Origin of the sequence: Collinsella aerofaciens (assembly GCF_019131995.1) — a bacterium.
Taxonomy (GTDB): domain Bacteria; phylum Actinomycetota; class Coriobacteriia; order Coriobacteriales; family Coriobacteriaceae; genus Collinsella; species Collinsella aerofaciens_S.
In genome coordinates this window covers 18,689-35,776 of the sequence record NZ_JAHONA010000023.1, presented here as the reverse complement: position 1 = coordinate 35,776, position 17,088 = coordinate 18,689, and the positions used below count along the sequence as shown (strand labels likewise).

The following is a 17,088-nucleotide window of genomic DNA, read 5'->3' as shown; positions in this document are numbered from 1 at the left end:
AGCTGCTCGCCGGGTTCGGCGGGGCGTGGGGGATCGCCCGCTCGGGGGCCGAGGGGCCGCAGGCCGAGGCCGCCGGGGAGGCCGCGGCCGCCTCGACTGCGCCCCCGCCGGCGCTCATCGAGGCCGAGAACAGGCAGGTCAGGTTCCTGGCCGCCCGGATATCGGGGGCCCTCGACGAGGCCGGGGCCCTCGAGGCCGAGACGGCGGCGCTGCTCGAGGGCGACGAGACCTACGCGTGTCTACTCACCGTGCCCGGCATCGGGCCGAGGACGGCGGCGCAGCTCGCGGTGTCGGTCGACATCGGGAGGTTCCCAGACCACGACCACCTGGCCTCGTACTGCGGCATCGCACCGAGGGTGAGAAGCTCCGGCACGTCGGTTAGGTCGGTCAGGGCGTCCAGGCGCGGCGACGCGAGGCTCAAGTCCCTGCTGATCTTCTCGTGCAACAGCCTGGTGAGGTCCTCGGGGCGCTACGGCGAGTACTACCGGGCCTGCAGGGCACGGGGCATGGGGCACGGGCGGGCGCTCAAGGCCGTCGCGAGGAAGCGGCTCAGGGCGATATACGCCGTGATGCGCGACCGGGTGCCCTACCGGGAGTAGCCCCGACGGTTGACAAAACTATAGGAACACCCAACGACTACTTGCGACCAAAGCGACGCCGATGTTTTGGTAGCGCCAGCGAGCGGGCCGCATTTGAGACAAGGTGACGTGAAACGAAAGGGCGCTGACCTTCTGGTCGCGCCCTTGAAGTTGAACGTCAGATTGTCCAAATGCGGCCCGCGCAGCGTCGGCCGGTCCGCCGTTCGGTAGAACGGCGGAGCTAAATCAACTTGAAGCCCTTGCGCTTGCCTACGGAGAGGGTGTCGCCCAGCTTGAGGGCGCTCGGATCGATGTTGTAGCTCTTGGGAGCCACGGCCTTGCCGTTGATCTTGACGCCGCCGCCGTCGATATCGCGACGGGCCTGGCCGGCGCTCGCCGAAAGGCCCAGGTCCTTAAGCAGGCCTGCGAGGTAGATCTGGCCCTCGTCGTTAACAGTCAGATCAACGTGCTTCTCGGGGAAGTCGGCAAGCTGGCCCTCCTTGAACACGCGGTCGAACTCGGCCTGAGCCTCGTCACCGGCACCGGCGCCGTGATAGGTGTCGCACAGGTCGCGGCCCAGCGCGCGCTTGAGCTCATAGGGGTCGGCGGAACCGTCGGCCAGGGCGGCGTCGATCTTGTCGACCTCGGCCGGGGTGAGCGAGCTGGCCAGACGATAGTACTTGCCGATCATCTCGTCGGGGATGGACATGGTCTTGCCGAACATATCCTTGGGAGCATCGGTCAGGCCGATGTAGTTGCCGTAGGACTTGGACATCTTGCGCACGCCATCGGTGCCCTCGAGCAGCGGCATGGTAAGCGCGATCTGCGGCTCCATGCCCATCTTCTCCATGAGCTCGCGACCAGCGAGCAGGTTGAAGAGCTGGTCGGTGCCGCCCATCTCCACGTCGGCCTTGATCTGAACGGAGTCGAAGGCCTGCATCACGGGGTACAGGAACTCGTGCAGGGCAATCGGCGTCTGGGACTGGTAGCGCTTGGTAAAGTCATCGCGCTCGAGGATGCGGGCGACGGTGAACTTGGAGCACACCTGCAGCAGGCCGGCCAGGTCCATCGACAGGATCCAGTCGCCGTTGTGCACGATGGTGGTCTTCTCGGGATCCAGGATCTTCATGGCCTGGCTCACGTAGGTCTCGGCGTTGGCCTCGATCTGCTCCTGCGAAAGCTGCGGGCGGGTGGAGTTCTTGCCCGAAGGATCGCCGATCAGTGCGGTGCCGTTACCGATAATGAGGGTGACGTTGTGGCCCAGGTCCTGGAACTGACGCATCTTGCGCAGGGGCACGGCATGGCCCAGGTGCAGGTCGGGGCTGGTGGGATCGACGCCGAGCTTGATGTTGAGGGGCTCGCCCTTCTCAAGCTTCTTGCGAAGGTCGGCCTCGGGGACGATCTGCGCTGCGCCCGAGGTGATGATACGCATTTGCTCGTCGACAGACAGCATTGGGTATCCTCCTTTTGCTATAGCACCCTCACCGGATACGGCGGTGCTGGAAGTCCATAAACTCTCATATGATAACAAACTGACGCGACGCGGCACCTACGACAGGAAAATCCTCGTCCTGCCGCACGCGTCAACGGCGACCAGCAGACGTGTACCGTCACGCTCGACCAGATAGCGTACCTGCCGACGACGCAAGCAGTCGCGGCAACGGACCTGTCCCGTCGCATCGGTAGCGCAGACGCCCTCGGCGGTCAGCAGGCAGTGCTCGCACACCATAAGCTCGGGACGGTCGGCGTCGACCGAACCCCAGACGCCGGGCTCAGCAGCCAGTTCGGCAATACGCTCCGCATCATTGCCGAGCAACTCGGCCGGCAAGTACACCCGCCCCGCACCGAGTTCGCGCAGCCAGGCAAGCGTGGCCCGATTCGCGCAGAACACCGGCGCCGCCACGTCAAACGTCACGCCCAGCTCGCGAGCGATCACCACCTGTCCCAGGTTGCGGCAGACGACGCGCCCGGCACGCTGTATCAGTGAGCGAGTCCGGTCAGCGTCACCCGTGCGGCACACCTCGTCAAGCACCACAACGGCGTCGGACAAATCGAGTTCTCCGCGCGGGTCGGCATCCATCAGCTGCCAAGCAAAAACCATGCGAGCGGGAACCGCGCACTCCACCAACTCCGTCGACGCACCGCCATCCACCGCAACGTCCTCAAAGGGCAGTACCTCAACGGCACGTGCAACGGGCGCAATCGCATCCACTTCGGCCCGCATGCGCTCCAACACCGTCGCCGTCTGCTCCAACACACCGGCGCTGCGAATCAGGTACACCTCGCAGCCCGTGTCCACCTTACGCTTGCAATGCACGACGACGCGCTTCCCCGCTGCGGCATCCACCGGGCAGGGCACCTGCGGCCAGCGCTTGGGCACATCGGGACGCGCGTCGACACCCGGATAGAACCGAATCTCGAGCGTGTCACCCGCCGCCACGGCGGCGTCGAGCTCAACGGTCACCTCTTCGTGGCCCACAGCGACCAAGCGCCCCACGCGCACGCCCTGGTTAATCGCACGCTCAAAGCTCATCAGCTCGGCACCCGAACGCCCTCGCAGGTACGCATCGGTAAACCCACGGTTAAACGACCTTCCCAGCTCGCGCTCAAGCTCTTCCACGGCACCGGGGTCCCACGCGCCGTCGCACAGCATATCGAGTGCCTGGCGCCACACCCGCACCACGTTGAATACGTAATCGGGGTTCTTCATGCGCCCCTCGATCTTGAGCGACGCCACGCCGGCATCTACAAGCTCGGGCAGATGCGCAATACCCAGATAGTCGCGCGGGCACAGCAGGCGATCTCCCTCGACGGCGACAACGCTCTGTCCCGCCTCGTCCACTAGGTCGTACGCCAGACGGCACGGCTGCGTGCAGTCGCCGCGCATCGCCGAGCGCCCACGCCGCAGGGCCGAGAACCCGCACGCCCCCGAATAGCCGATGCAAATCGCACCGTAGCAGAATACCTCGATGGGCACGCCCGTGGCACATAGTGCCGCAATCTCGTCGACCGCCAGCTCGCGTGCCGTCGTCACGCGCTCGACCCCCAGCTCATCGGCGGCAAGCCGCACGGCGCCTTCGCTATGAACGCCCGCCTGCGTAGACAGGTGAATCTCGACCCCGGGAATCGCCGCGCGCAGCGCGCAGGCCAACCCGGCATCGGCGACAATCAGAGCATCGGCGCCCAGCTCCAGTGCATGGGCTCCCAACGCCACCGCGTCGGACAACTCATCGTCAAACACGAACACGTTGAGCGTTACGTACACACGCACGCCATGGGCATGCGCCACGGCGCAGCCGCGCGCAAACTCGTCATCCGTAAAGCCATGGGCACTCACACGGGCGTTAAAGCCGCCCAACCCCGCATAGATGGCATCAGCACCCGCGGCGATGGCCGCAAGCATCTGGTCGAGCCCGCCCGCCGGCGCCAGCAGCTCGGGCAGCGCCGTGCCGGCAGCATCCAATCCAGTCTCGTGTTGTCCGCTCGGCCCCATCGTCCGAATCGCCATCGACAAACTCCTTACCAAGGTATGCATTCACTCTGAAAAATGCCGTCTTCCAGCATACACGAGGCCTCGCGCGCCCCGTTTGGTTTATCGTGTAATAACTTATGTCCATCCTGCCCCGACGGCACATCCACCGTCCGGCACGACATACCTGGAGGTCAATATATGGGTCCTCGCCAACGACAGGGACGCAGCCGTTCAAAGACGCATGCTCTGCCCATAATCCTGCTCTCGTTTTTGGGCTTTTTGCTTATCGCGGGCGTGGCATTTGGCATCGGCATGGTCGGCAACGTCAACCGCTGGCTGTCCGATCTGCCCGACTACACCGACGCCAACGCGTATCTGGTGAGCGAGCCCACCGAGATCGTCGACTGCAACGGCAACAAGATCGCGAGCTTCTACACGCAAAACCGCAAGTCCATCACCAAGGACGAGGTCTCCCCCTACGTGCTGCAGGGCACCGTTGACGTCGAGGACGAGCGCTTCTACGAGCACGGCGGTATCGACCTGTGGGGTATCGCGCGTGCTGCGGTGGCAACCCTCGGCGGCGGGCACGAAGGCGCCTCGACTATCACCCAGCAGCTGGTGCGCAACACCATTCTGCAGAAGGAGCAGTTCGACTCGACCATCGAGCGTAAGGTGCGCGAGGCCTACATCGCCATCAAGATGGAGGACATGTACTCCAAAGACGAGATCCTCATGATGTACCTCAACACCATCTATTACGGCCACGGCGCCTACGGCATCGAGGCCGCAGCCGAGACCTACCTGTCCAAGAGCGCCGCCGACCTCACCCTGAGCGAAGCCGCGCTGCTCATCGGCCTTCCCAACTCGCCTTCGCAGTACGACCCCACGGTCAATCCCGACCTGGCACTGTCTCGCCGCAACAAGGTCCTCGACAACATGCTGCGCCTGGGCCACATCACCCAGGAGGAGCACGATGCCGCACAGGCCGAGCCCATCACCCTCAACGTGACCGAGATTTCGGGCAGCGGCGTCGACGTATACTCGCAGCCCTACTTTGTCGCCTATGTTAAGCAGCTGCTGGAGCAGGAGTTCTCGACCGACGTGCTCTTTAAGGGCGGCCTGACCGTCAAGACCACCATCGACCCCACGATGCAGCAGGTGGCAGAGAATGCCGTCCGCGAGCAGCTCGACACGCTCTCACTCGACGGCCTGGACATGGGCATGGTCGTCGTCGACCCCAAGACCGGCTACATCAAGTGCATGGTGGGCGGCTATGACTACAACGCCGACGAGAACCACGTAAACCATGCCACGGCCAAGCGTCCCGTCGGCTCCACCTTTAAGGCCTTTACGCTGGCAACTGCCATCCAAAACGGCATGAACCCCAACGTCACCCTCAACTGCAACTCGCCGCTCAAGGCCAAGGGCACCACGACCGAGGTCCAAAACTACGCCAACCATAGCTATGGCAACATCACGCTTAAGCAGGCGACGGCATACTCCTCCAACACCGGCTACATCCAGGTGGCGGAAGCCGTCGGCAACAGCAAGATCATCTCGCTCGTCAAAAAGCTCGGCATCGATCCCGCCAAGGACAACATCGAGGACGTTCCCGTCATGACCCTCGGCACCGGCTCGATCTCGCCGCTCGAGATGGCCGCCGCCTACGCGACGTTTGCCAACGGCGGCTACTATCGCCAGCCGATCGCCATCACCGAGATTGACTCTCGTACCGGTTCGGTGCTGTACCAGCACACGGACAATCCCTCACAGGTGCTTACCGAGGGCGAGGCCGCCGCGGTCACCGATGTTCTGTCCGGCGTCATGAAGGGCGGCGGTACGGGTGCTGCCGGCGCCCTGAGCGTCAACCAGCCCTATGCCGGCAAGACGGGCACCACCGACAACACCACCAACCTGTGGTTCTGCGGCTATACCCCGCAGCTGGCGTGCGCCCTGTGGACCGGCTATTCCGCGGGCGAGATTCCCATCCAAAAATACGGCACAGACCTGCTGGGCGACAGCACCAACCTGCCTGTCTTTAAGCGGTTTATGAACACCGTTCTGACCGGTACCGAGCGCGAGGAGTTTGCGACCGGAACGGCGCCCACCTACAAGAACAACAGCGTCTGGAAGTTCTACGGCACCAACAACACCAAGAAGACGGAGAACGACGACAAGGACGAGAACGAAGACGAAGAGGAAACCACCACGACGACTACCACGACGACCACGACCACCGAGACCACGGGTGGCGACACCACCGGCGGCACCGGTACGACCGGTGGCTCGACGGGCGGCTCCACTGGTGGTTCGACCGGCGGCGATGGCGGCACGCCTACGCCTACGCCCACTCCCGACCCCTCGCCCACGCCTGACGATACGGTCGGCTAGAAATTCATCCGGCCATAAGCAACAAGGCCCCCGAGCAGCTTATTAAACTGCTCGGGGGCCTTTTTAGTTTAAAGCAACCTGATGGGCGATCTTTATACCGGCAGACAAAAAGGGGGTACCGACCAACGTCGATACCCCTTACAAGCCACTATGTCAGCGCGCACAGTGCCGAGCGCACGACCCGCACGCCTACTTGCGAGAATTGCTCAGCTTATTGATCAGCGCTTCAAGACGCTCGCCGTCCTCGGCCGTCTGGGCAATAACCAAAATCGTATCGTTGCCGGCAAGCGAGCCAAGCACATCGGGCAGCTCTGCCGCATCAACGGCGGCGGCGATGCCGGAAGCCGTACCAGGCTGAGCCTTGATCATAACCAGATTATCGGTGCGCAAAACGCCCGTTACGAGCTCGGAAACCATACGCTGCAGGTGCAGGTCCTCTGCCAGAACATAGATGCCCTCAGGGAGCTTACGCAGCCCCATATCGGCAATATCGCGAGAGACAGTCGCCTGCGTGCAATCAAAGCCCATAGCGCGGAGCTCATCGACCAGCACGCGCTGCGTGCGGACGTCCTTATTGCGCACAATATCTCTAATGGCATCCTGGCGCCTATTGCGTTTTTTAGCCATACAAACCCTCTCTCCAAAAGATGGCGGAGACAATCAATCAGTGGTTGAATAGTTTAACGCTATTTGAAGGCTTTTGTGTATAAGAACGCATTTCGAAACAATTCTATGCAAATTTGTTTCGAAATGAGCCGTTTAGGCGGTTTTTGCACCCGTCCGGTTAAGAAAAGCTGCCAGATGCGTACACATCACGCAGCGCGTGGGCTTGGCGCTGGCGATCGGCCCAAACAACAGACCGAGTCCCCGATGGTTGTCCTTGAGCGCGGCGACCATCTGACGGGTTCGAGGCGCCTCGAGCATATCACGCATGCGGGCGGAACGCTCAATTGACGACACCCCATGCGGGCTCAGACACAAATTCTCGATGCAGGCGACCAGTCCGGCAAAGTAGAACTTTTGGCTTGCCAGCTTGAGCCGACCACCGCTATCTGCTTCCGAGAGTGAGTCCGCAAGCTCGTCGAGCGCTCGAGTGTCATCGGATATCCTGGCATACATGGTGGGATCAAAGGCATCTGTAAGCTTAGGTGCCACCGCGTGGAAACAAGCGTCGCCGCAGCCGGACACGAATCGTGCCTGCGAGAGCGCATAAGCCATAAACTCAACCGTACGGTACGCCTTGCCGCGCGACAGGCATGCCTCAAACAGCGAGCGGCTGTACATCACGCCAGAGGTCTGAGCGACTAGGCCGCCTAAAATCAACTGAGGCAGCCCGGCCACCATCGAAGATTTGCTATCAATGGAAATATGAGTAGCATCCAAGACGCGCGAATGGCGCTCTCGATGTGCATCATAGCGGTCGAGCGACACCGTGGGGAACACCATGTCTGCCGCTGTATCGCACGCGATATCGACCATCTTGGAAAGGGACTGCGGAGCAAGCCACTCATCGGCGTTCATAGCGATGATTTGAGAGCCACGCGAGGCAGCAAAACCGGCACGAAGGCAAGCACCGCGCTTCGCGTCCTCGACGTCAATCAAATCAATATGGATGTCCCTGTCGGCAGCAACTTGAAGCGAATGGCGCACACCGGGCGCAGCATCGCGGCAGACAACGACAATCTGCAAATCGTAGAGGTCTTGGTTCTGGATACTCTCGAGCGCACGCATCGCATAGCTGGGCGAACCTTCTACCACAAGGATCACCGAAAGTCGCGGATGCGAGCCACGTCGAACCAAGTTATCCGTCCTCTCGACAGCAATGAATCAAATCGTGGTTCATGGTACACCCCGGCAATAAAAGCAATGAGACACCGGTTGTATTGCACGCCAAGAACAGATGTTGCACACGCGCAGCCCACAGATGACAGGTGTCGACGCACGACGCGTCGAGCCCTCCCCTAGTCGAGCACGACAAGCTCGGCGGGATCGTAATCCACGCCCATAAACGTAAGGCCACAGGCAGGAGCCGTGGGGCCCGCAGCGGTACGGTCGCAAGCATCGATGACCTCACGCATCCACTCGGGTTCACGGCGATGCATGCCAATCTCGACAAGCGTGCCCACGATCGTGCGAACCATCGAATGCAGAAACGCATTGCCCTCGATGGTGAACGTCAGGATGTCCTCGCCAAACGCAACCTCATGTCCAAACTCGGCACGCATCACGCAACGATGCGTGGGCTTGCCAACGGCCGAGGCAACCTTGCAAAAGCTTTTAAAGTCCTGCTCGCCCAAAAGCGCAGGGCAGGCGGCCGCCATCGCATCGACGTCGAGGGGATAGCGATGCCACCACACAACACCGCGTGACAGCACGGGCCGCGCATCACGATCGGCAATGCGATAGGTGTAAGTGCGAGAGCGCGCGTCAAAGCGCGCAGAAAAGCCCTTACGAGCCTTGTAGACCTCGTTGATGGCGATATCTTTGGGCAGCAGGGCATCCATAGCCCGCAGCCACCTACGGCGCGTACACGCGAGCTCAGCGTCCGTTACAGGCACGCTGATGTACTGAGCCACGGCATGTACGCCGGCATCGGTACGTCCCGCGCACGTCAAATCGATCGGGCGGCGAAGCAGCGTCTCGATGGCTCGACGTAGCTCACCCGCAACCGTCGTCTGTCCCGGCTGCTCGGCAAATCCGCTATACGACGAGCCATCATAGGCCACGCGGAAAACGAGCGTGGCGTCAAGCTCGGAAATCGAATTGAAATCAGACGGCGCAGTCATGGGCGCTCCCAACAAACAAGTAACGGTATCGCGACAAAAAAAGAGGGGTACGCGAACGTACCCCTCGAATATAGCCTATGCAGACGGAATGTCTACTCAGCGGTCTCCTCAGCAGGAGCCTCCTCGACAGCCTCGACCTTCTTGGGAGCAGCGGCCTTCTTGGGGGCCGGAGCAGCCTTCTTGGCCTTAGGCGTGCAAGGCTCGGTGACGAGCTCCATGATAACGATGGGGGCGTTGTCGCCCTTGCGGTTACCGAGCTTCATGATGCGGGTGTAACCGCCGTTGCGGTCCTGCCACATGCCCTGAGCAGCCTTGTCGAAGATCTCGGCAACGAGCTGCTTATCGCCGAGCTTGGCGATAGCCAGACGACGAGAGTGCAGGTCACCCTTCTTGGCCCAAGTGATGATCGGGTCGACGACCGAACGCAGCGCCTTAGCGCGGGTCTCGGTGGTCTTGATGCGGTCGTTCTCGAAGAGGGCCTTAGCAAGGCTCTTCTTCATGGCCTTGGTGTGGCTCGCATCGGTGCCGAGCTTCAGGCCCTTCTTAACGTTGTGACGCATGGTCTAGTTTCTCCTCAAATATGCGAAGCATTAAGCCTTCAGGCTCAGGCCCATGGACTCAAGCTTGTCCTTCACTTCCTCGATCGACTTAACACCGAAGTTACGGATGTTGAGCAGATCGTTCTCCGAGAACTCAACGAGCTGACGGACCGAGTGAATGCTGGCGCGCTTAAGGCAGTTGTAGGAACGGACGGAAAGGTCCAGATCCTCGATCTGCTTGTCCAGCTCGGCGTTGTCGTTGGTGACCTCGGGAGCGAAGATCGAAGCCTCCTCCTCGACCTCGGGGGTCTCGGCAAGGTTCATAAAGGCGGCCATATGCTGGTTGATGATATTGGCAGCCTGGACCACGGCGTCGCGCGGGGCGATGGAGCCGTTGGTCTCGATCTCGAGGACAAGGCGGTCGTAGTCGGTGTGCTGACCGACACGGCAAGCCTCAACGAGCTTGGCGCAACGGGAAACCGGCGAGTACAGCGAGTCGACGTGGATCACACCGATGGGATCGTTGTCGCGCTTGTTGGCCTCGCCAGAAACATAGCCGCGGCCATAGCCGATGCGCATGCTCATGGTGAGATGGCCACCCTCGGTGAGCGTAGCGATGTGCTGCTCGGGGTTAACCAACTCAAACTCGGACGGAATAAAGAAGTCCGCACCGGTGACCTCGCAGGGGCCGTCAACCGAGATGGTGGCGGTCGCCTCGTCGGTCATGCCGAGAGCCCTGAAGACAAGACCCTTGACATTCAGGACGATGTCGGTGACATCCTCGACCATGTTAGGGATGGTCATGAACTCGTGCTGCGCGCCATCGATCTGAATAGCCTCGACGGCTGCACCCTCGAGCGAGGACAGAAGAACGCGACGAAGGGAGTTACCCAGCGTATCGCCGTAGCCACGCTCGAGCGGCTCGACGGAGACACGAGCAGACGTCTCGTTGATCTCTTCGACCTGAACCTGAGGCCTAATGAATTCTGACATGTATTACCTCCAGCCTCAGCAGCCCGGATGGACTACTTAGAGTAGAGCTCGACGATGAGCTGCTCGTTGATATCACCGCTGATCTGCTCACGCGTCGGCAGAGCGAGCACGTTACCAGACAGCTTCTCGATATCGACCTCGAGCCAGCCAGGGACCTCAAAGCGCTCGGAGGAAATCAGGGCCTCCTTGATGGGGAGGAGGTCACGGAACTTCTCGCCGACAGCGACGACGTCGCCGGCCTTGACGCGGTAGGACGGGATGTCCACGCGCTTGCCGTTCACGGTGAAGTGACCGTGACGGACGGACTGACGAGCCTCTTTGCGGGTGCGGGCGAAACCAAGACGGAAGACGACGTTGTCGAGGCGAGACTCAAGGATGATCATGAGGTTCTCACCGGTGACGCCGTTCATCTTGCGGGCCTTGTTGAAGTAGCCGTGGAACTGCTTCTCCAGAACGCCATAGATGAACTTGACCTTCTGCTTCTCGCGCAGCTGCATGCCGTACTCAGATTCCTTGCGACGGCGCTTGGGCTGACGGATAGATTCCTTCTTGCTGCTGTAACCGAGCTCAGCGGGATCGATCCCGAGCTGACGGCAGCGCTTAAGAACAGGAGTCCTGTCGATTGCCATATTGATACGATCCTTTCAGTTACACGCGGCGACGCTTCTTGGGGCGGCAGCCGTTGTGCGGAATGGGGGTCTTGTCCTGGATGCTCGAGACCTCGAGGCCAGCAGCCTGGAGGGAGCGGATGGCGGTCTCACGACCGGAGCCGGGGCCCTTGACGAAGACGGAAACCTTCTTCATACCGTGCTCCATGGCCTGCTTGGCAGCAGCCTCGGCAGCCATCTGGGCAGCGAACGGCGTGGACTTACGGGAGCCCTTGAAGCCCACCTGGCCAGCCGACTTCCAGGAAATGACGTTGCCCTGGGGATCGGTGATCGAAACGATCGTGTTGTTGAACGTAGAACGAATGTGAGCCTGGCCCACGGAAATGTTCTTACGGTCCGCGCGCTTCAGACGGGCAGCGCGAACGTTCTTCTTAGCAGTAGCCATCTATCTAGCGCTCCTTATTTCTTCTTCTTAGCACCGATCTGACGCTTCGGGCCCTTGCGGGTACGAGCGTTAGTGTGGGTGCGCTGGCCGCGGACCGGGAGGCCCTTGCGGTGACGAAGGCCGCGGTTGCAGCCGATGTCCATAAGGCGCTTGACGTTCTGGTTACGCTCACGGCGGAGGTCGCCCTCAACCATGATCTGGTTCTTGTCGATATAATCACGGATGGCGTTAACCTCATCCTCGGTGAGGTCCTTAACGCGCGTATCCACGTTAACGTTGCACTCGACGCAAATCTTCGTCGCAGTGGTGCGGCCGATGCCGTAAATGTAGGTCAGACCGATCTCAACGCGCTTCTCACGCGGGAGGTCGACACCATTAATACGGGCCAACGTAGTCTCCTCTCTTAACCCTGACGCTGCTTATGACGGGGGTTCTCGCAAATGACGAGGACCTTGCCATGGCGCCTAATGATTTTGCACTTATCGCACATCTTCTTGACCGAAGGACGTACCTTCATCGTTCTTCCTTTCGGTAGCGCTCAAACTACTTCCCTACTATCTACTCGCCCAGCCGCAGGCGTTTAAAACTATGGCTGGTCTTCACACACAATCCGACCGTAGGTTGAGCTAAGCCTGCAGTCGGAAAAGGAGTGCGTGTATGCGTGCCGCTATTTATAGCGATAGGTGATGCGGCCGCGGGTCAGGTCGTACGGGGAAAGCTCCACGACAACCCTGTCACCGGGGAGAATACGGATGTAATTCATTCGGATCTTGCCGGAAATGTTGCACAGAACCGAATGACCGTTCTCGAGCTCAACCTTAAACATGGCGTTGGGCAGCGGTTCCTTTACCGTACCCTCGAGCTCAATTGCGTCTTCCTTCTTCACAAGCAATCATCTTTCTCTAGAAAACGACAGCGATTGAGTATTCTACAACACGTATGCACGCATCGTAATAACTTCGTAATGGCTCCACAACTAGGTGGAACTTGTTACATTTCTCCGCCTTGGAGCGAGCACCAAGCACCTTGCGCATCCGTGGTGAGAATCACCGGACCGTCATTGGTGATGGCGACGGTGTTCTCGTAGTGCGCGGCGGGCAGGTGGTCGTTGGTCGTAACAATCCAACCGTCGGAGCCCGTGCTCACATGGTTGGAACCCATCGTAACCATCGGCTCGATGGCAATGACCATGCCGGCCTGGAGGCGAACGCCCCTCCCCTTCTTTCCATAGTTAGGAACGTTGGGGTCCTCGTGCATCACGCGGCCAATGCCATGGCCCACATAATCACGAAGCACGCCGTAACCGTGAGACTCGGCGAGGGACTGAACGGCATAACCGACGTCCCCGATATGGTTACCGGGAACAGCCTGCTCGATGGCGGCCTTAAGGCAATCGCGCGTGACCTCGCACAAAGCCTTGGCTTCGGGCGTGGGGGTACCGACGAAAAACGTCCAAGCGTTATCGCCGACCCAACCGTCGACAACGGCTCCCGTATCGATGGAAATGATATCGCCATCGCGCAGGATCATGTCGGGGTTGGGAATACCGTGGACCACGGCATCGTTGATCGATGCGCATATGGTCCCCGGGAACCCGCCGTAGCCCTTAAAGGCCGGGGTGCCGCCATGCATGCGGATAATCTGCTCCGCAAGCTGATCGAGCTCAAAGGTGGAAACGCCGGGACGCACCATGGCTCCAACGTGGCGGAGCGCCATCTTAGATAGCGCTCCTGCCTTCTTCATCTGCTCGATTTGCGTTGCAGACTTAATCTTGATCATAGACCGAGAGCCTCTTTGACATCCCCGTACACGGTCTCGCGAGCCTGGTCACCGTTGACCGACTTGAGCAGACCCTGGCCACGATAGTAGTCGACGAGCGGGCTCGTGGACTTCTCGTAGACGTCGAGACGGTTCTTGATGGTCTCGGGCTTGTCGTCGTCGCGCTGATACATCTCGCCACCGCACTTGGGGCAGGTGGCATCGGCAGCGGTGCCGGTGTAACCGCAGGCGCGGCAGGTGCGACGCGAAGACAGACGATCGATAATGACCTCGGGGGCCACATCGACCAGAAGGGCGCAATCGATCTCGCGACCCATGGCGGAGAGCTCGGAATCGAGCGTCACAGCCTGGGCGGTGTTGCGCGGGAAGCCGTCGAGGATGAAGCCCTGCTGGGCGTCATCGGCGGCAAGGCGCTCCTTGACAAGGTCGATCACGAGCTGGTCGGGAACGAGCTCGCCAGCGTCCATGTACTTCTTAGCCTGAATACCAAGCTCGGTGCCACCCTTGACGGCAGCACGCAGCAGGTCGCCCGTGGAAATATGGGCGACGCCAAACTCGGCGACGAGCTCCTGTGCGACGGTGCCCTTACCGGCACCCGGAGCTCCGAGCAATACGAGGTTCATGAGCAATCCTCCTCTAGCCTATTTAAAGAATCCATCGTAATCATACATCTTGATCTGGCCTTCGAGCTTATCGACCGTGTCGAGCACGACGCCGACCATGATGAGGATGGACGTGCCGCCAAATGCCTGGATCAGATGGTTACCCGTGAAGGAGAAGATGATCGAAGGCACGATGGCGATGAGCGCCAAAAAGACAGCGCTGGGAAGCGTGATCTTGTTGAGCGCGTTCTTGATGTAGGCCGCGGTAGCCCTACCCGGACGGACGCCCGGAATAAAGCCGCCCTGCTTCTTAAGATTATCGGCCGTGTCATCGGGGTTGAACACCATGGAGGTGTAGAAGTACGCGAAGAACACGATGAGGACAACGTTAAGCACCCAGTTGAGCCAACCGGTCGAAAGCGCGGAGGCAACTGCCTGAATCCAGCCGATGCCGGGGAAGAACACGGCAATCTGAGCCGGGAAGTACAGCAGCGCCGAAGCGAAGATGATCGGCACGACACCCGCGGTGTTGACCTTGATGGGCAGGTAGGTGGTCTGGCCACCCATCATGCGACGGCCCACGACGCGCTTAGCGTAGGAGACCGGGATGCGGCGCTGGCCGCGCTCAAGGAAAACAATCAGCGGGATAACCAGCAGGATGATGGCGCAGATGATCACCATGGTGATGATGCCACCGGCATTGCCCTCGGTGCTGGAGAAGATAGCCTGCGGCAGACCGGCCATGATGTTCGCGAAGATGATCAGCGACATGCCATTGCCGATACCGCGCTGGGTGATGAGCTCACCAATCCACATGATCAGCATGGCGCCCGCGGTGAGCGTACCGACGATCATGAGGTCGAAGATGATCTCGGGAGCGCCGGCGCCATTGAAGCTGATGCCGAAACTCTTAAAGAGGAAGAGGTAACCCACGGAGTTGAGGATTGCCAGAGCCAGGGTGAGGTAACGCGAATACTGCGTAATCTTGGTCTGACCGACCTCGCCCTCGCGGGCAAGCTCATGCAGGGAAGGCACGACGGCCTGGAGCATCTGGAGGATGATCGAGCTGGTGATGTAAGGCATGATGCCCAGCGAAAACACCGACACATAGCTCAACGCGCCGCCAGAGAAAAGATTCAGGAGGGCCATAGCACCTGCGGCGACCGAATTGTTATCGGTCGAGAAAAGGCCCAGCATCCCCTGGAAGGGAATGCCGGGCACAGGAACGTGCGCACCAATGCGGTACACGACGAGCATAGCTATGGTAAAAAGAATCTTTTCGCGCAATTCTTTGATGCGGAAAGCATTCTTAAGACCATTTAGCACGGCAGCTCGACCTTTCCGCCGGCGGCCTCGATCTTGGCCAGCGCAGAAGCGCTGACCTTGTCGACCTTGACCGTGAACTTCTTGGTGAGCTCACCATTGCCGAGCACCTTGACGGGCTCGAACTCGCTCTTGGTGATGCGAGCGGCCTTAAGAGCGGCACCGTCGATCACAGCGCCGTCCTCGAACTTACGCTCGAGACGCTCAACGTTAACAGCGGTGTACTCGATACGACGGGGGTTGCGGAAGCCCGGAAGCTTGGGCAGGCGCATAGCCAGCGGAGTCTGGCCACCCTCGAAGCCGGCACCCTTGGTGCCGCCAGAGCGAGAACCCTGGCCCTTCTGACCGCGGCCAGAAGTGGTGCCGTGACCCGAAGAATTGCCACGGCCGACGCGCTTGCGGTTCTTGGTGGAACCGGGCGCGGGAGTAAGATCGTGAAGCTGCATTTGCTACTCCTCTACAATCTCGACAAGGTGCTTGACCTTGAAGATCATGCCGCGGACGGACTCGTTGTCAGCAATCTCGCGAACCTCGCGGATCCTGTGGAGACCGAGGGCACGGACAGTACGGACCTGGTCCTGCTTGCAACCGTTGGTGCTGCGGACCTGCTTGATCTTGATGGTGTCAGCCATGCTTAGTTCTCCTTACCGACGAACATCTCGGAGACCGTCAGGCCACGGCGAGCCGCGACGTCCTCAGGGCTGGAGAGCTCCTTGAGGCCCTCGACGGCAGCCTTGATGATGTTGAGGCCGTTGTCGGTACCGAGGGACTTGGACAGGACGTTCTTGATGCCAGCAAGCTCGAAGAGGGGACGCACAGCGCCGCCGGCGATAACGCCGGTACCCTCGACAGCGGGCTTGATGATGATGCGGCCGGCACCAAAGTGACCGAGAACCTCGTGCGGAATGGTGCCCTGATCGGTCACCGGCACGTGGAACATGTTCTTCTTGGCATCGAGAGACGCCTTGGAGATGGCCATGGGCACCTCAGCGGACTTGCCCATGCCAACGCCGACGTTGCCCTTGCCGTCGCCAACGACGACGAGAGCGACGAGGCTCATGCGACGACCACCCTTGACGGTCTTCGACACGCGGTTGATGTAAACGACGCGCTCCTCGAACTCGGAGGCCTCGCGCTGCTGCTTCTGATTACGAGCCATGTGCTACATACCTCCTAGAACTCGAGACCGGCGGCACGAGCACCGTCGGCGAGGGCCTTGACGCGGCCATGGTAGATACGGCCACCGCGATCGAAGGCGACCTTGGTGATGCCGGCCTCGATGGCGCGCTTGCCAACGAGCTGACCGACCTTCTCCGCAGCCTCCTTGTTCGAGGTGTGGGTGCCCTTGAACTCGGCCTCGAGGGTCGAGGCAGAGACGAGCGTCAGGCTGGAGCCCTTGCTGTCGTCGATGATCTGGGCATAGATGTTGGCGTTAGTACGGGTCACGCGAAGACGCGGACGCTCGGAGGTACCCGAGACCTTGCCGCGAACACGACGCTGACGACGCTTGAGGCCTTCCAGCTTCGCCTTATGCTTGTTCATACGTAAACTCCTAAAAAGGTTGATCTTGCC

The 17,088-nt window shown here is 60.6% G+C and carries 21 protein-coding genes; 2 read left to right on the top strand and 19 right to left on the bottom strand.

The features are described from left to right. On the top strand, positions 1 to 599 hold a 599-nt coding region (locus tag KSY82_RS07780; protein ID WP_217752378.1), incomplete at its 5' end, for a transposase. 220 nt (positions 600 to 819) lie between these two features. On the opposite strand, the gene tyrS is transcribed toward KSY82_RS07780, so the two are convergent. Next, positions 820 to 2,031 (bottom strand): tyrosine--tRNA ligase, encoded by a 1,212-nt coding sequence (gene tyrS / locus KSY82_RS07775; RefSeq protein ID WP_217750860.1) that lies wholly within the window; start codon positions 2,029 to 2,031, stop codon positions 820 to 822. A 96-nt stretch (positions 2,032 to 2,127) separates the two neighbouring features. Beyond that, positions 2,128 to 4,086 carry a U32 family peptidase gene (locus tag KSY82_RS07770; RefSeq protein WP_217750859.1) on the bottom strand — a complete coding sequence of 653 codons (1,959 nt, stop codon included), beginning with the start codon at positions 4,084 to 4,086 and terminating at the stop codon, positions 2,128 to 2,130. Between the two features lie 162 nt (positions 4,087 to 4,248). Between KSY82_RS07770 and KSY82_RS07765 the strand changes: the two genes are divergently transcribed. Continuing rightward, entirely contained in the window at positions 4,249 to 6,441 is a 2,193-nt protein-coding gene (locus KSY82_RS07765) for a transglycosylase domain-containing protein (RefSeq protein ID WP_217750858.1), read from the top strand. Positions 6,442 to 6,630: 189 nt separating this feature from the next. Here the strand turns inward: KSY82_RS07765 and KSY82_RS07760 are convergent, their stop codons facing one another. The 17 genes from KSY82_RS07760 to rplR form a co-directional block, all read right to left on the bottom strand. After that, positions 6,631 to 7,068: an arginine repressor gene (locus KSY82_RS07760; RefSeq protein WP_217750857.1), complete on the bottom strand. Its 438-nt coding sequence runs from the start codon at positions 7,066 to 7,068 to the stop codon at positions 6,631 to 6,633. A 132-nt stretch (positions 7,069 to 7,200) separates the two neighbouring features. After that, positions 7,201 to 8,241 (bottom strand): glycosyltransferase family 2 protein, encoded by a 1,041-nt coding sequence (locus KSY82_RS07755; RefSeq protein ID WP_195445209.1) that lies wholly within the window; start codon positions 8,239 to 8,241, stop codon positions 7,201 to 7,203. Between the two features lie 161 nt (positions 8,242 to 8,402). Further along, positions 8,403 to 9,227, bottom strand: coding sequence for a tRNA pseudouridine(38-40) synthase TruA (gene truA / locus KSY82_RS07750; protein ID WP_217750854.1), 825 nt, complete (start codon positions 9,225 to 9,227; stop codon positions 8,403 to 8,405). A 92-nt stretch (positions 9,228 to 9,319) separates the two neighbouring features. Beyond that, complete coding sequence (gene rplQ, locus KSY82_RS07745) at positions 9,320 to 9,787, bottom strand: 50S ribosomal protein L17 (RefSeq protein WP_006235277.1); 468 nt, start codon at positions 9,785 to 9,787, stop codon at positions 9,320 to 9,322. A 30-nt stretch (positions 9,788 to 9,817) separates the two neighbouring features. Continuing rightward, on the bottom strand, positions 9,818 to 10,759 hold the full coding sequence (locus KSY82_RS07740; protein WP_217750852.1) for a DNA-directed RNA polymerase subunit alpha: 942 nt from the start codon (positions 10,757 to 10,759) through the stop codon (positions 9,818 to 9,820). A 32-nt stretch (positions 10,760 to 10,791) separates the two neighbouring features. Continuing rightward, on the bottom strand, positions 10,792 to 11,388 hold the full coding sequence (rpsD, locus tag KSY82_RS07735; RefSeq protein ID WP_006235275.1) for a 30S ribosomal protein S4: 597 nt from the start codon (positions 11,386 to 11,388) through the stop codon (positions 10,792 to 10,794). Positions 11,389 to 11,407: 19 nt separating this feature from the next. After that, positions 11,408 to 11,812 carry a 30S ribosomal protein S11 gene (gene rpsK / locus KSY82_RS07730; protein WP_006235274.1) on the bottom strand — a complete coding sequence of 135 codons (405 nt, stop codon included), beginning with the start codon at positions 11,810 to 11,812 and terminating at the stop codon, positions 11,408 to 11,410. A 14-nt stretch (positions 11,813 to 11,826) separates the two neighbouring features. Next, positions 11,827 to 12,201 (bottom strand): 30S ribosomal protein S13, encoded by a 375-nt coding sequence (rpsM, locus tag KSY82_RS07725; protein ID WP_022094275.1) that lies wholly within the window; start codon positions 12,199 to 12,201, stop codon positions 11,827 to 11,829. Positions 12,202 to 12,215: 14 nt separating this feature from the next. Continuing rightward, on the bottom strand, positions 12,216 to 12,329 hold the full coding sequence (gene rpmJ / locus KSY82_RS07720; protein WP_006363204.1) for a 50S ribosomal protein L36: 114 nt from the start codon (positions 12,327 to 12,329) through the stop codon (positions 12,216 to 12,218). Positions 12,330 to 12,479: 150 nt separating this feature from the next. Next, positions 12,480 to 12,698 (bottom strand): translation initiation factor IF-1, encoded by a 219-nt coding sequence (gene infA, locus KSY82_RS07715; RefSeq protein WP_035137443.1) that lies wholly within the window; start codon positions 12,696 to 12,698, stop codon positions 12,480 to 12,482. Between the two features lie 104 nt (positions 12,699 to 12,802). Further along, complete coding sequence (gene map / locus KSY82_RS07710; RefSeq protein WP_006235270.1) at positions 12,803 to 13,591, bottom strand: type I methionyl aminopeptidase; 789 nt, start codon at positions 13,589 to 13,591, stop codon at positions 12,803 to 12,805. Further along, positions 13,588 to 14,214, bottom strand: coding sequence for an adenylate kinase (locus KSY82_RS07705; protein ID WP_006235269.1), 627 nt, complete (start codon positions 14,212 to 14,214; stop codon positions 13,588 to 13,590). Before KSY82_RS07705 ends, map begins: the two co-directional genes overlap by 4 nt. 18 nt (positions 14,215 to 14,232) lie before the next feature. Next, positions 14,233 to 15,519, bottom strand: coding sequence for a preprotein translocase subunit SecY (gene secY / locus KSY82_RS07700; RefSeq protein WP_035137447.1), 1,287 nt, complete (start codon positions 15,517 to 15,519; stop codon positions 14,233 to 14,235). Beyond that, positions 15,513 to 15,962 (bottom strand): 50S ribosomal protein L15, encoded by a 450-nt coding sequence (rplO, locus tag KSY82_RS07695; protein ID WP_217750851.1) that lies wholly within the window; start codon positions 15,960 to 15,962, stop codon positions 15,513 to 15,515. The genes secY and rplO overlap by 7 nt, the downstream gene beginning before the upstream one ends. A 3-nt stretch (positions 15,963 to 15,965) precedes the next feature. Next, the gene (rpmD, locus tag KSY82_RS07690) at positions 15,966 to 16,148 is read right to left on the bottom strand and encodes a 50S ribosomal protein L30 (protein WP_006235266.1); all 183 of its coding nucleotides are present in this window, start codon (positions 16,146 to 16,148) and stop codon (positions 15,966 to 15,968) included. A gap of 2 nt (positions 16,149 to 16,150) precedes the next feature. After that, entirely contained in the window at positions 16,151 to 16,675 is a 525-nt protein-coding gene (rpsE, locus tag KSY82_RS07685) for a 30S ribosomal protein S5 (RefSeq protein ID WP_022094279.1), read from the bottom strand. A 14-nt stretch (positions 16,676 to 16,689) separates the two neighbouring features. Beyond that, positions 16,690 to 17,058, bottom strand: a complete 369-nt coding sequence (gene rplR / locus KSY82_RS07680; RefSeq protein WP_006235264.1) for a 50S ribosomal protein L18 — start codon at positions 17,056 to 17,058, stop codon at positions 16,690 to 16,692. Positions 17,059 to 17,088: the final 30 nt, after the last annotated feature.

Bases quoted from the DNA above. Each gene is read 5' to 3' on its own strand.
- tyrS (WP_217750860.1), bottom strand. From the start codon at position 2,031: ATGCTGTCTGTCGACGAGCAAATGCGTATCATCACCTCGGGCGCAGCG.
- KSY82_RS07770 (WP_217750859.1), bottom strand. From the start codon at position 4,086: ATGGCGATTCGGACGATGGGGCCGAGCGGACAACACGAGACTGGATTG.
- KSY82_RS07765 (WP_217750858.1), top strand. From the start codon at position 4,249: ATGGGTCCTCGCCAACGACAGGGACGCAGCCGTTCAAAGACGCATGCT.
- KSY82_RS07760 (WP_217750857.1), bottom strand. From the start codon at position 7,068: ATGGCTAAAAAACGCAATAGGCGCCAGGATGCCATTAGAGATATTGTG.
- truA (WP_217750854.1), bottom strand. From the start codon at position 9,227: ATGACTGCGCCGTCTGATTTCAATTCGATTTCCGAGCTTGACGCCACG.
- rplQ (WP_006235277.1), bottom strand. From the start codon at position 9,787: ATGCGTCACAACGTTAAGAAGGGCCTGAAGCTCGGCACCGATGCGAGC.
- KSY82_RS07740 (WP_217750852.1), bottom strand. From the start codon at position 10,759: ATGTCAGAATTCATTAGGCCTCAGGTTCAGGTCGAAGAGATCAACGAG.
- rpsD (WP_006235275.1), bottom strand. From the start codon at position 11,388: ATGGCAATCGACAGGACTCCTGTTCTTAAGCGCTGCCGTCAGCTCGGG.
- rpsK (WP_006235274.1), bottom strand. From the start codon at position 11,812: ATGGCTACTGCTAAGAAGAACGTTCGCGCTGCCCGTCTGAAGCGCGCG.
- rpmJ (WP_006363204.1), bottom strand. From the start codon at position 12,329: ATGAAGGTACGTCCTTCGGTCAAGAAGATGTGCGATAAGTGCAAAATC.
- map (WP_006235270.1), bottom strand. From the start codon at position 13,591: ATGATCAAGATTAAGTCTGCAACGCAAATCGAGCAGATGAAGAAGGCA.
- KSY82_RS07705 (WP_006235269.1), bottom strand. From the start codon at position 14,214: ATGAACCTCGTATTGCTCGGAGCTCCGGGTGCCGGTAAGGGCACCGTC.
- rplO (WP_217750851.1), bottom strand. From the start codon at position 15,962: ATGCAGCTTCACGATCTTACTCCCGCGCCCGGTTCCACCAAGAACCGC.
- rpmD (WP_006235266.1), bottom strand. From the start codon at position 16,148: ATGGCTGACACCATCAAGATCAAGCAGGTCCGCAGCACCAACGGTTGC.
- rpsE (WP_022094279.1), bottom strand. From the start codon at position 16,675: ATGGCTCGTAATCAGAAGCAGCAGCGCGAGGCCTCCGAGTTCGAGGAG.
- rplR (WP_006235264.1), bottom strand. From the start codon at position 17,058: ATGAACAAGCATAAGGCGAAGCTGGAAGGCCTCAAGCGTCGTCAGCGT.